Source organism: Legionella dresdenensis (assembly GCF_042649825.1).
GTDB classification, from domain to species: Bacteria; Pseudomonadota; Gammaproteobacteria; order Legionellales; family Legionellaceae; genus Legionella_C; species Legionella_C dresdenensis.
In genome coordinates, this window is sequence record NZ_JBHSAB010000031.1 from 17,120 (window position 1) to 30,031 (window position 12,912).

Consider the following 12,912-nt stretch of genomic DNA (forward strand, 5'->3'; position numbering starts at 1 on the left):
AGCATCTTCAGTTTGATGCCTACCTTATTTCCTAGGAGTAACCACTAAATGAGTGAGGCCCTTAGCAATATTAATACTTTGTTAAACCACTATCAAAAATTAAATGCCTTTAAGCGTTGGTTTTTTCCCGGAAAAGTCGCTCAAGCCCTTAAAGAGTTTGCCAAAGATACTAGCAGCGCCCGGCATGCGGCTCTTGTTTATCAAGCTTATTTTAAACACACTAATTTTTTTACCCGCTGGTTATTTTCTTGTTTGCTTAAATTTTCTGAATTAATTACAACCCAGGAATTACAATCGCTTAATAATTCTATGTTATTAATCAATAGTCAGGGGCAAGCAACGCTTAAAACCGAAGCAAATTTTGAAAAAATTGTTAAAGCTACTGACATTTACGACGTTGTTTATGCATGGAAGGAGCTTCATCAAAAAGGCTTATTGGCTGGTTCACAAGCGCAAGATAATTTTGATACCGTATTTCATTCAAATTGGCCTATAAGAGCGGCACAAGGGCTATATTATCTTAACCGTTACGGTTTGCTGAACGGTAGCCAAACACAAGCTATTCGAGAGATAGTGGTACGTAAACCTGATTTAGTTTATGAGGCATTAACGGATCTTTACGAGGCAGAGCCTTTAAAAGGTCACCAGGGACAGGCCAATTTCATTGCACTAGCAAACGCCGTCAATCCCAAAAAAATTATTTATGGATTAAAAGCTATTCAAACAAGTTTATTGAAAGGGAGCCAGGCACAAGCTAATTTTGATGCGGTACTTCGTGCAACTAATATCGAGTCCCTATCATATGCATTAGATAGTCTTGGCATGAAAGGTTTGTTAAAAGACAACCACGCCCAGGCTAATTTTGATACTATAGTCGGTTCTATTAATCCTGAGAATGCGGTGTGTGCACTAGAACATCTTAACCGGTATAACTTACTTACCGGCGAATGGGCGCATGCTTTTCGCAGGACTATAGCAAGCGTAGCCAAACCCTTAGAAATGGCCAAGGCACTGGAAAGCAGCCATCGATTAGACTTATTCACAGGCGAGCGGGCGCAGGCTAATTTTGATATGATAGTTAGGGCTGCTGATCCCTGGAAAACCCTTTTTATTCTGTGGACTCTTCAACGAAGTGGTTTATTAACCGGGGAACAGGCAGAGGCTAATTTTAATGCTGTATTTCATGCAGCCGACCCTAATGCAGTCTTAAGCGCACTGCAATACCTTAATGAAGATGGCTTACTGACAGGCGAGCAGGCAACGGCTAACCGTAATGCAGTAGCAAGCGCAGCTAACCCAAAAGAAGTTAAAGAAGCCCTGCTGTACCTTCATTGGGCGCGCTTATTAACTGGCGCACAGGCACAAGGTAATTTTAATGCCGTGATTGTGACACATGCAGCCTTGTTGACCGCACCGTGGATGGTGATACATTGGAGCCGTATACCACGTCATGTGTTCACTCAAGCTTGTTTAGATGACATTATCGCGCTTGCAGCCACCCATCATAATGATCTGGCTGCCGGCCAAGCGGCTATTACCCGCTATCTTATTCGTTTAATTCAAGGAGTTCAGCGGCCAGCGCAGCTTAACCAGAATCAAAGCACCCATACTGCCAGTGTACATGCAACAACCGACTTAACAGCCTGGTTATTAAGTAGTAAATATAGCACTCTGGCAATCGACATTGCAAAACAATGGCAAGCGATGGTTAGTGCCGTCACTGCCATGACGCCCTCTGAAGATTTACCGCAGGCGGAAATCGAGGCCGCGATTCGCTGCTTAGCGCGCTTAACCCAACAAGCACCCGCTGTTAACTTATCCATAACAGCTAATAAAAAAGCCAACTCGCTGACGTTAATTGAGAAATTAAAGCTTAATCTGGTTGATGAGGTGAAGACTTTAATGGCAACCTTAACCGCCACCTTAAACCAAGAAAGCCGGATTGGTTTACAAACCTTTATCGTCTGGGTATATGAGGCAGTAAAAGATAATCCCTTGGTCATGGAACTCTTTACCAAAGCGCTCTTTGAAATCCAGCGTGGTTATAACCTTAACGAGCAAGGGCAGGATGAAGGCGGAGACGATAAGCCGATTTGTTATGGCGGCACCGCGAACAAATTTTGTGAAAAACTCAGTAGCTTCTCGCCATTCATTGAGTTTATCTTTGTCGATAAGGAGACCATTAACCTTAAAATGCAGCAACTGACGCGCCAAGCTGCACTCACCTACTTAAAGCAGCTTCATCATGAAGCCAGCAACGGTGAACCGCAGGCTTTGACCGCTTATCAGCAAGCACTTGCTCATTTCAATGAAAATCGTGAAAGACCAATTTACCAACACGTGTTTGATAAAAACAATTTAACTGAGGTCATTATGGCTGAATTTGATGGACTTTATGATAAAGAAAAACTCATGATGTGCATTCAGCAATTTAAAGAGCATGGCATTGATTATCTAAAAGCCCTCACTCATGAAAAAGATTATCAAGCATTAATCAATCACCCGCCGCACGCAATAAAACAATTCACTAGCCCTGACGGTTCAACACCACGCTTTTTTAATCTATCAGATCAGGGTAAGCGCTCAATAAACCCAATCTGTTTCTCAAATAAATAATTTCAATCAATGGATAACGTTTGGTCCTGTCAATTCTGGGATCTTGCAGTAGGACTTCTCAAAACAGCCGGAGGCATCGCTACTCCTTGTTCTGTAAAGGCATAAGATAGGTAGCGCCTCGGTTGTGATTAATTGCGTCATACAAGCCCTTCAAATCGTCTACATGCCAATTAGCACGAACGGGTACCATGCGTGTTATTAATATATTTGTATAGTGTCGGTTTGGATATGGATACTAACTCACAGATTTGATTAATACTATGCTTTTTACCGTTATACAGTTCAATCGCCAATGCTGCTTTATCAGTTGATAACTTTTTAGGCCGTCCTCCATTCCTACCCCGAGCCCGCGCGGCTTGAAGCCCTGCATGTGTCCGCTCGCGAATTAAATTGCGTTCAAATTCGGCTAATGCACCAAAGATATGAAAAATTAACTTACCCGAACTCGATGACGTATCAATCGATTCATGTAAACTTTTAAGGCCAATCTGTTTTTCTTCAAATTGAGCAACCAAGTCAATTAAATCCTTTAAAGATCGGCTTAAGCGGTCTAAACGCCAAACAACAATGGTGTCTCCTGCCCGGGCATAATTTAATGCTTCGTCTAAACCAGGCCGATCAATTTTGCTGCCAGTCATTAAATCATCAAAAAATTTTTCGCAACCCGCTTTTTTTAAAGCATCGTGTTGCAAGTGCAAGTTTGATCATCAGTTGAGACACGAGAATAGCCAATTAACATAAAGCATCCAAAGTGGTTAAGTTTATCGTAAAAATCGATATTAACTTAACTTTAAATAATTTAACGGATTTCTTTACCGGAAAAACCGTAATTTTGTGTTGTCAAAAAATGGATTGGCCAGCGGTAAACAAAACTCTCGTTTTCTTTACTGTTAATATATTAAACAAGTCATGGTTTTCAATTCAAAAGAACTCACATTTCTGATAATATTAGTTCCGAATTTGGCCTGGGTATAATATGCGCAGTAAGTTTGAACCCTATTTTTTTAAACACTCTACAGTACCTGGAGACCTATACCTCATCTCAGGCCCTTCAGGAGTAGTCAAGACATCGATTATCAATCAATTGCTGATTAATAATCTAAATCTTAGAAAATTAGTTTCTTCCACAACTGTTCTTAATAGAAAACGCTGTTAACTATGCACCAAATAGTTAATTTACATAAATGATTGCATATTCCTTATGAAGGTTTAATTGAAGAACGACGTTACATATAAAATAATCGCTACATTTTGAGGGGTTCTTCCTTAGAATCAGCTCTCGTCAAATTCAAATACACAGTCAAGAAAAAGACAAAATAATATTCTATGTCAAGTCTTGATCTTGCATATTGAAAATTCGAAAGCGCAAAAACCAAAACTCGATTCTAGGGCGTGTTTTTAAAGTTTTTCTGGAAGCGAAAAAGCAAGAAAATGAGGCTGAATTTTTGGTCGATTGAGGCGAATAGCCTGCTCTATTTAACGAAATCGAGCATAAATTCAGACCATTTTATTGCTTTTGGAGCCCAGAAATAACTTTAAAAACACGCCCTAGTTTTCTTATTTATAAAATCGACTTATATCCAGTGTCAAATTCGGTTCAGAATGTGTCATTGCGCAACCAATACCCCTTTCTCCGTCTACAGTCGCAACATAGTAACAACCCCATTTATCACCGAGAGATATAGGGTCACCATAAGTAGGGTCTAATGCAGCCATGAATTCTTTTGCTGTTGCCAGAGCATCCTTGTCTTTTAATGTATCGCCGAATGCAATAGTAAATTGCCATTTTTCTTTTGTGTCATATCTATTCTTTGGGCCTCTCACCTCCCATCCCTCGTTTGGATGATATATAGCATGATTAACACCAACTGATTGAATTGCCGCGAGGCTAGGGAAAGCCTCTGGTTTATCATTTAAAGCAAAAGCAGTTTGCGCCATGATAAATGGCAGCGTAATTAATAACCTTTTAATTTTCATATCCTTTTTCCCCTTAGTCCATTTTGTAACTATTGTTTATTACGTATTGATATGTTGCCAAAAGTCGTGGCAGAAGGACACTAAGACCGCTAAATATCGCTGAAGAGCTTGAACTGGCCTAGGGATTTTTACTTAGAGTACCTTTTCGTTCCATTGCTTGTCACACCCCTAATTCCACCCAAATATCGACTATGAGTTCATTTTTAGCCAATACTTTTGTCTTTTTTGCGTCACAGCGCAAGTTCCGGAGCGCCGGACCTACAAGAAAAATTACATGAGTTGCTATCAGAGGATGATAAATAGTCTCACCAGTGGTGAGACTATTTTAAAGAGAGGTTGATCTAAAGATTATTAGGTCTGATTAATCGATATATAGCCCCGGCCTCAGCAGATGCAGGGTAGATTGGATTTTAGAAATGAGTTATCTTCCAATTGCATCAATCAGTTTGGACTTAACTGATAATTTTCATAAATAGTAAACACAATAAAATGAGGAGTAAAATGATTCCTACGTTGATTTTTGTTGAAACGCATGCTGATAAAAAAAGTGCTAATATTTTTAAAAACCTTATTCCTCTTTTAAAGAAAGACTATGGTACTTTCTACGAAGAAATACCTCCGGAAACAATAGACATTGCCATAAGCAATTCAACGACTTGGACGAAAATGTTAGAAGCTGAATATCAAGAAATTCAGGAAGCTATGAATGAATACCCGGATATTTACTGCCCAGATAGCTCTAAATTTATTCTAATGCATCAAGACCGACCACAGCAAGAGCGGGAATTATTATGGTTGTTTTACTTCCATGTACTGATTACATATGATCGATTGACGACGGCTGAGGAATTTACACAAACATACTGCCTTTTAAAGGAGCTTCAAATCGAATATATTGGCATAGATGATTCAGAAGGAGCTCAGCTTTGGTCTGAAATCAGCAGCAAATACCAATTAGAAATGCCTGTGTCGGATGAAGAGGATAACACAGCCAGAGATTTGAGAAATGCAAGTATGGTTGAGGCCTATTCTAAAGTTACTAAGCCCACAATCGGACGGATTGGATTACGACACTTAAAGCCAATCCAAGAAGGCTTGGTTGCAAAATTTGGTAATTTAGCTAATTATATTTTTATTTATATCCATTCTGAAACTCCTTCATCTAATTTTTTAAAAAACATACCTGATAAACCGAAGGAGTTATTTGAGATTGAATCCATTGTGGATCCTGATACCCCTTATTTACACAAATTTAATGCGGATAAAATGACTGTTGAAGAAATTTATGAAGATATAAACGCTCTAATAAACCCGAATCCACTTAAAGTTTACTTACCCGCATCTCAAAGTAACATTACACACTTTAAATTAACTACTAACAAGGACAAAAGCATAGTAAGTGGCAATACTTTAGAATTAGAAGACCCTTTAACTCCTGGATCTCCTTAAGGCGAGGCTTATTAGCTATTTAACCTAAAATGCCCAAAATCCTACTTAGGTCTGATTACTCTGATAATCAGACCTAAGGGGGCTTAATGTGAGAAATGGATTGAGGGATTAGTAAACAGCTGCTTTAGTTTATCAGGCACTGTTTCTAATAACTCTCCTTTTTTCGATAGCCACCCCATTTCAACGCATATTGCTCTGGTTCGGTTATCATGAGTCATTCCATGCTTTATAATTTGCTTCAAATCCCAATCAGGTTTAACTTCAGTATTTTTCCATCGGCTAAAAAATCCACTCTTTTCTTTAAACAGCGTGTCAAAGTGCATTGACAGAAATTTATTTCTTAACTGCTCAAAACTGTCTTGTTCATCTGAATGATTTAGCCTGCTAGTAGAATCAAATAATTTTTTAATTTCCGTAGGTGCAGATTCAGCTAGATTTCCTTTTTTGGATAACCATCCCAGATTAAAACAAGCTTTTCTTGTGCGATTATCATGAGCCATACCATGCTCGATAATGGTTTTAAGACTTAATTCTTTATTAATTCTGGTTCGTCTAAATCTAGGGAATGGCTTATTAGTAATGTCATTCAATAAAAAGGCTTCATGGGTACAAAGAAAAGCTGACTTCAAATTATCTAAGACATTATCAGGTTGTAATTTGCCATTAAGTTTTGTAGTGTTCTGACGTTTAATATAGGAAAGCACGTCTGTTACAAGCATTTTTTCAATAGAAGCAAAATATTGGCTTTTTACTACTAATTGCCTATTGATGTTTTTAAGTGCTTCGACTGTATTTCTATTATTTAACAGATTTGAAACGACTTCTTGTTTATATTCCAAAGTGTTTCTGCTATATGTTGGTTTAATTAAAAACCTAGCTAATAACAGTACTTCTTCCTTTGAGGTTCCTTCTAGAGTGGCTACAGAAGCCTCTTGTTGAACTGCTTTTAAATATCCCCGAGCAAAATTTTGTTTATGGTCCACGCACTCATAAGTTACAAGTTTTTTGGCAGACATAGCCTCTACTAATGATTGATCACCTGTAACGCCTACCATATCAGTAGCGATAAGAGGTAACACTTGCATTGAAGAAAAGGGCATTGATTTTGAATAAAGTACACGATATTCCTTGGGCTGTGCGCCGGAAGAATTAATTTCATGAATAATGTGTTCGCCTGTTCCCTCATCCATATTAATAAACGAAATTTTAGTATATCCCTTTTTTATCAATTCTTCTTTTAACCTAACCAGAGCTTCTATTTTACTTTCAGAACACTCTCCTATGCAAAGCACGTCTTGAGATTTAGTATAATTTCCCGCCAACATGAGATGTTCTTGTAAGAAAAACTCTACCGGGGTATATTTCGCACCTTGCGTTGTTTTCGCTTTATACTGGTAAGGTTTATAAGGTATGTGGTTGGTATAAAAAGTGGGATAATAATTTCTATCATGGCTGTATTGATAGGTAAACTCGCGTTGCTCTCGGTGGGTTAGATAGGATTTAAAGTCTTTACCCAGATATAATTGTAATTTAGGATCTAATTGTTCAAAAGCATTTTTCAAAACCTCAACATTAACAACTTCTCCTGCGGAGGCAGCCAACAAAGTAGGACTTGGTATGACGCCTACATCACCACGTTCTTTATCAAACCCGCCTAAAATCTTTAGTACTGCATTAGGACCGACATGGTTATCATATTCTGGCATCACAATTAGAGGCGGTTTTTCTGTTTTGAATATAAGGTCTTTTTTCCAATCAAAATGAGAATAGCCAGCCTCTATACAGCAATTAATGGTATGATTTTCCTCTTTAAAATCGGCAAAATTTTTAACTTGTACATTTGGATTAATAAATTTTACAAAATGATTGGTTATGTTTTGGTTTTCATCATCATTAACTACAATTATGACGGCTTCATCTTTTAATTCTTCTAATGTTGTCGATTCAATAAATTTTTGTATAAAATCAGCAATTTTTACTGTTTGGACAAGGTCTCCGCTTCCATCGTAACATTTCCTGGTAAACAAACAAATAGCCATCAACGAAACCCTTAACAACCAAAATATGCATAATTATACCATAATGAATTAATTTAAATCAATTCAAAGGATAAATATAGCTTTTAGCTCTTTGCACAGGACAAAAATCATGACTTCATCTCCATTGTCGGATAAAAATCAAATAACAAGGTTAAAGCATGTTTAAACTGACTTGGTTTTTTACATGGATTATAAGAAGTTCGCGGATAAAATCAAAGCCATAGCGAAAGAAGCTATTTTGAGGGCGGTTACTCTGTCGATGCCGCTTGATTCTAATAGGCTTTTTAGAGGCTTTCCATTCACCGGCTTTATGTGCCCAACACACTCCAATAGCGAGTACAGCCATGAGCTTTTCAACACGCGCAAGGGTGGTCATATGGGTTTCTTCGAAGCGAAAGCCGCGACTTTTTAAAGCGGAAAACAGACATTCAACCTCCCACCGTCTTAAGTAGATTGGAATGGCATTTTTAGGATGTTGGTTTGTTGCAACAATCATAAGTTCCCCTTTCTCTGAGCGGGAACCGGCCAGAAAAACGGGTTGACCGAATACTTCTACAGCCATGTTAAAGACTTTATGCTGTTTGGGGTTTAAATCGTTAAAAATCGTTTTAGCGGTGAATAATTTTTTCTTATTGATGTGGGTTAGCGAACCCTCTTTAATCCTGATATAAAAAGGGATTTTCTTTTTGTTTAACCACTTAAATAAACCACCACTGCCAAATTCACGGTCGCCTAACAACCCCGCTATCGCAGACTTTCCAAAACAGCTTATAAAGCGATTGATTAACGCTTTTTGCTCTTTGATATTCGAACTACCCGCTTTGGCAAGACACGTCCAGAATAAGGAAATCGCAATCCCTTCATAAGCCACCCCCAGCATAAAAATAATAATCTTTTGCCTCCCCCAATACCAATTGGTTCTATCGATAGTGAGGTAAATTTTTTGGCTATCAGAAAAAAATAATTTAAAGATTAGTCGGGCAATAAGCGTATAATCCAGGTTAAATTGGCCGAAAAAGCGTTGCAGCCTTTTATAGCGTGATTCTTTTTCTGCCTTAGAACAAAAAGCCACCGCTATTTCACTCAGATTCACCGTGCGAACGACAAATAACGCAACTAACATTCGGACAAAACAATCAAGTCTTGCCTTGTTCCAAACCAAATTTTCACCTAAAATTCGCTTTAACTCGTTGATTTTACCCATATAACCCTCTTTTTAGACGGAAAGGATTATATAAAAACAGTTTAAAATCAGCGAGTTATTTCTTGATTATTCCCCATTTCCAAAAAAATTGTCCGGCACAAAGGCTTTTAGCTTTAATCATATCCCGCTTTAATTTTACCTTAAGAAATGAATGTTATCATTATGTGAGTTGAGCAATTACAGGAAAACAGATGTATAATATTCCTTTTCGTGTTTTAATTAAAGGCGATGCGAAGGCCGGTAAAAGCCAATTATCAAATCGCTTAATGGGCATGAGGTTTTCATTCGAGCACGATCCAACAATTGCTGTTGATTTACATTCCTTCAGGATTGAAAATAAAATAATTGATCTAAGGGATATGACTGGTGATAAACAATTTAAACATTTTTATGACTATTTTGAAAAAAATGCTCATTTAATTTTATATTGCATTGATGCCTCCCAAAAAACACTGGAAAATAACCTATCTTCTTATAAAACAGAAATTGAAGAAATAAGGTCAAAGCATCCCCATTCTTCATTGATATTAGTCAAAACCAAGGTGGATGAACAACAATCTGATAACATTCCATTAATACAAAAATTTGCACAAGAGAATAATCTTCCCTGTATAGATACTTCGGCAAAAGAAAACACTGGTACTGATGAAATAAAAACGGTTATTAAACGTGACATCAATAAAAACGCCCTCGCGGAGAAAGCAGAATTTGAATCAATAATCTGTCAACTTATAAACAATATTGAAGCAGGATGCAATCGAAAAACATCCGGTAAAGGTTCCAATAAAGTGATTGCGCTTAAGAATAAATTAGCTGCTCTATCCTCAAGTAACACTTTTGATAACGATTCGGAAATTCAAAGTGTTAAAGCCATATGCAAACAACCGCGCCACTTCTGGAATTTTTTCACTACACCAAATAGTGTTAACGAATTTGAAGAATTATTAGAGCTCTCAGCTAGAGCAAAGGCGAATTCATAGGCAATAAGTGTAACGGCCCGCTTTTGCCCCGTTTCTGTAATTTAATCCAAAATTCGATAGCAAGCCTTATAGCATTTGCCGAAGAAAGCTTGTATATGCTTGCGGCAATTATATAACGATAATGCCGCTGCATTTAGTCCATTCATGAACCCTTTGAAAATAGATTACCAAGTGATCCAACAGCAACCGCAGCAATTGCAATTAATGCGCTTGGGAGCTCTTTTCCAAAATAAGCTAGAACTAAAGAACCGATAACAATTACTAAAGTAGTTAGGCCAAGAAACCATGCCACTGTTAAATAAAACATTTTATTTTGTTCTGTAAGCTGCATAGTTGTTGGCTTATGCTCTAATGCTGGTACCTCATCATCGGAATTGCCCCAATCTAATTCCGTTTCCTTTTCTTTTGGCATAAATATTCTCTAAATTATTTTGATTGGAGGCCAGGAATAACCAATCGCTCTGTTTTTCCATCTTTTGTAAGAACAAAAATTTCCTCGCCCCTTTCGATATAATCAGAAAGAGAAGAAGTAATCGATAACGCGGCACTTACAGCATCTGCTTTGCTTCTTGAATGCAAGCGATTTTTAATTTTTTCAGTATTTGAAATGTCTCGATCAGTCAAATTCATTGAGACCTTTGTTAGAGCAACCATAAATAATCATCCTCTAGAATTATCAAATATATATAAAGTATATACAATATATGGTTTTTTTCCACAAAATAATACAATTATTTATACGAGGTTATTAAAATTTTTGTTATCTATTATTAATTTTTCTAGTACCCACCTAAAACAAGAATTTTTTTAACCAATACTTCCTTGATTAACTCACTGCTTGTATTTTATTGTTTGCATATTCTCGCTTCCAATTATTACTTTTAAGTTAGCTTGCTAAATAGCGGTATAAAGTTGGTCTTGAAACTTTTAGTACCTTGCAAATGTCGTCGATGGACATCGATTTATCATGATGCATCTTTTTAGCTGCTTCAATTTTAGATGACTCGACTTTAGGCCCACCTTTCCTACCTCGGGCACGAGCCGCACTAAGCCCCGCTTGAGCGCGCTCTTGTATAAGCCGTCGCTCAAATTGAGCCATAGATGAAAAAATATTAAAAATTAATCGCCGGATGCAGTGGTGGTATCAATAGCCCCATCGCATAGGGAACGGAATCCAACTCCTTTTTCCCTAAGCATTTCAATTAATGAGACCAAGTGGCTCATTGAACGCCCTAAACTATCTAAGCGCCAGACTACTAATACATCGCCAGCCACTAATTTTTCCAAACATTGATCTAACCCTGGGCGTTCTTTAGCACCAGATACTTTATCTTTGTAAATGTCATTTTTTAAACATCCAGCTTGAATCAAGGCATCAATTTGCAAGTTCAAATTTTGATCGTCAGTGCTCACTCGAGCATACCCAAATAATTTTCCCATGTATTTCTCAATAAATAGGTTTTTAAATGACTTTTTAATGTTTTGATAATGATATAAGTATTTAATAATTTGAACAAGCGATGAACAAGAGTATTTATAAGGGTTGTCTTGAATTTTTATTTTCGATAAAGCGGTGTCTCAACAAACGGTGGTTTTTTAATAATCGAAAGCCTTATGAGTTGAAAATCCTCCTAGTGACTTCTTAACTAAGATTTTAATACGTTTGCGTTGGCAAATTTGGGTTGGTTATATCTTTATCACTAAATATAGACAACATATTTGTTTAATAATACATAAATTCTTTCATTCAGAAAAAATTATATTTATTGAAACGAGTAGGTATTATCGGTTAACACCTAAATCAGAAGAATAGCTGTTTATTTATTACCCTAATACATCAATTTATGAAATAATTCCCATCTTAGGACATAACTTTAAAGTTATGCGGCATCCTTTGTGGAGATGATAAAATGCAAGAAACCATTTTTGTAAAAGTTGCAAAAAAAATTCTTAACCAAATCTTTAGAAAATCATTTGTTAAGAAGATATTTTTTGAGCTTTCACAATTGCCTGATCTAGTTGATGATAAAACAGTATGCAAATCACTAAAACATCTTGTTGAGCAGTATATCGGGTGTAATGGCAAATCATTAGTACAGCATATTTATGACAAATTAGAAGAGTTGCAGTTGTTAAATACTCTTGATATCGATGAGCCTATTAATAAATTTCAGTATCATATGGCGTGTTATTTCACCAAACAGGTAGTTGATGAGTTATCCCCAAGCAGAGCGAATCACCTTGGTTATTCAGCAAACCAGCTAGATCATACTTTTAATCAGAAGAGAAAAGAACTTATCCTTCAAGCTTTGAAGGACTGTTCACAGGCCCTAGAAACATTAGATAAAAATCATAGTAATTATTTTGATTCTCAATGCCAGCTAGTGATAGAGCATATTGAAAAGTTAAACAAAAAATATAGTGAAATGTTCCTACGGCCTTATATGCCAGTTACCTCTAATGGTATTTTTACAGTTAAGGATTTACGCATAAGTCGTCCTGAGATTAAGAGTAGTTCTTTTGAGAGTTATTTGCTTGAGGCAAAAAAAGAAATTAGAGCAAAACTAGAAAATACAACTTTAACAGCTCCCCAAGTTAATAACCAATATAGCATGAATTAACTAAACTTAGGATTGTTTTTACCTGG

The 12,912-nt window shown here is 36.9% G+C and carries 10 protein-coding genes and 2 pseudogenes; 4 read left to right on the forward strand and 8 right to left on the reverse strand.

The window, feature by feature from the left end; genetic code table 11:
• The first annotated feature begins 48 nt into the window (after positions 1-48).
• Positions 49-2,616 (forward strand): hypothetical protein, encoded by a 2,568-nt coding sequence (locus tag ACFORL_RS12390; protein WP_382344510.1) that lies wholly within the window; start codon positions 49-51, stop codon positions 2,614-2,616.
• 170 nt (positions 2,617-2,786) lie between these two features.
• On the opposite strand, the pseudogene ACFORL_RS12395 reads toward ACFORL_RS12390, so the two are convergent.
• Together ACFORL_RS12395 and ACFORL_RS12400 are read right to left on the reverse strand one after the other, a co-directional pair.
• Positions 2,787-3,355, reverse strand: a pseudogene (locus tag ACFORL_RS12395) (recombinase family protein).
• Between the two features lie 818 nt (positions 3,356-4,173).
• Positions 4,174-4,593 carry a hypothetical protein gene (locus tag ACFORL_RS12400; RefSeq protein WP_382344512.1) on the reverse strand — a complete coding sequence of 140 codons (420 nt, stop codon included), beginning with the start codon at positions 4,591-4,593 and terminating at the stop codon, positions 4,174-4,176.
• A gap of 501 nt (positions 4,594-5,094) precedes the next feature.
• Here ACFORL_RS12400 and ACFORL_RS12405 point away from each other — a divergent pair.
• On the forward strand, positions 5,095-6,042 hold the full coding sequence (locus tag ACFORL_RS12405; protein ID WP_382344514.1) for a hypothetical protein: 948 nt from the start codon (positions 5,095-5,097) through the stop codon (positions 6,040-6,042).
• A gap of 83 nt (positions 6,043-6,125) precedes the next feature.
• Here the strand turns inward: ACFORL_RS12405 and ACFORL_RS12410 are convergent, their stop codons facing one another.
• Positions 6,126-8,081, reverse strand: coding sequence for a hypothetical protein (locus tag ACFORL_RS12410; protein ID WP_382344516.1), 1,956 nt, complete (start codon positions 8,079-8,081; stop codon positions 6,126-6,128).
• Positions 8,082-8,232: 151 nt separating this feature from the next.
• Complete coding sequence (locus ACFORL_RS12415) at positions 8,233-9,285, reverse strand: IS4 family transposase (RefSeq protein WP_382344518.1); 1,053 nt, start codon at positions 9,283-9,285, stop codon at positions 8,233-8,235.
• 191 nt (positions 9,286-9,476) lie between these two features.
• Here ACFORL_RS12415 and ACFORL_RS12420 point away from each other — a divergent pair, with 191 nt between their 5' ends.
• Positions 9,477-10,265, forward strand: a complete 789-nt coding sequence (locus tag ACFORL_RS12420; RefSeq protein ID WP_382344520.1) for an ADP-ribosylation factor-like protein — start codon at positions 9,477-9,479, stop codon at positions 10,263-10,265.
• A gap of 142 nt (positions 10,266-10,407) precedes the next feature.
• On the opposite strand, the gene ACFORL_RS12425 is transcribed toward ACFORL_RS12420, so the two are convergent.
• The 4 genes and pseudogenes from ACFORL_RS12425 to ACFORL_RS12830 form a co-directional block, all read right to left on the reverse strand.
• Positions 10,408-10,677, reverse strand: coding sequence for a hypothetical protein (locus ACFORL_RS12425; RefSeq protein WP_382344522.1), 270 nt, complete (start codon positions 10,675-10,677; stop codon positions 10,408-10,410).
• A 14-nt stretch (positions 10,678-10,691) separates the two neighbouring features.
• Positions 10,692-10,919, reverse strand: a complete 228-nt coding sequence (locus ACFORL_RS12430; RefSeq protein ID WP_382344524.1) for a hypothetical protein — start codon at positions 10,917-10,919, stop codon at positions 10,692-10,694.
• A 232-nt stretch (positions 10,920-11,151) separates the two neighbouring features.
• Positions 11,152-11,364, reverse strand: a complete 213-nt coding sequence (locus ACFORL_RS12825) for a helix-turn-helix domain-containing protein (RefSeq protein WP_449280262.1) — start codon at positions 11,362-11,364, stop codon at positions 11,152-11,154.
• A pseudogene (locus ACFORL_RS12830) lies at positions 11,347-11,705 on the reverse strand (recombinase family protein); the annotation flags it as partial. The pseudogene ACFORL_RS12830 and the gene ACFORL_RS12825, both read right to left, overlap by 18 nt.
• A 470-nt stretch (positions 11,706-12,175) precedes the next feature.
• Here ACFORL_RS12830 and ACFORL_RS12440 point away from each other — a divergent pair.
• Entirely contained in the window at positions 12,176-12,886 is a 711-nt protein-coding gene (locus ACFORL_RS12440) for a hypothetical protein (protein ID WP_382344526.1), read from the forward strand.
• Positions 12,887-12,912: the final 26 nt, after the last annotated feature.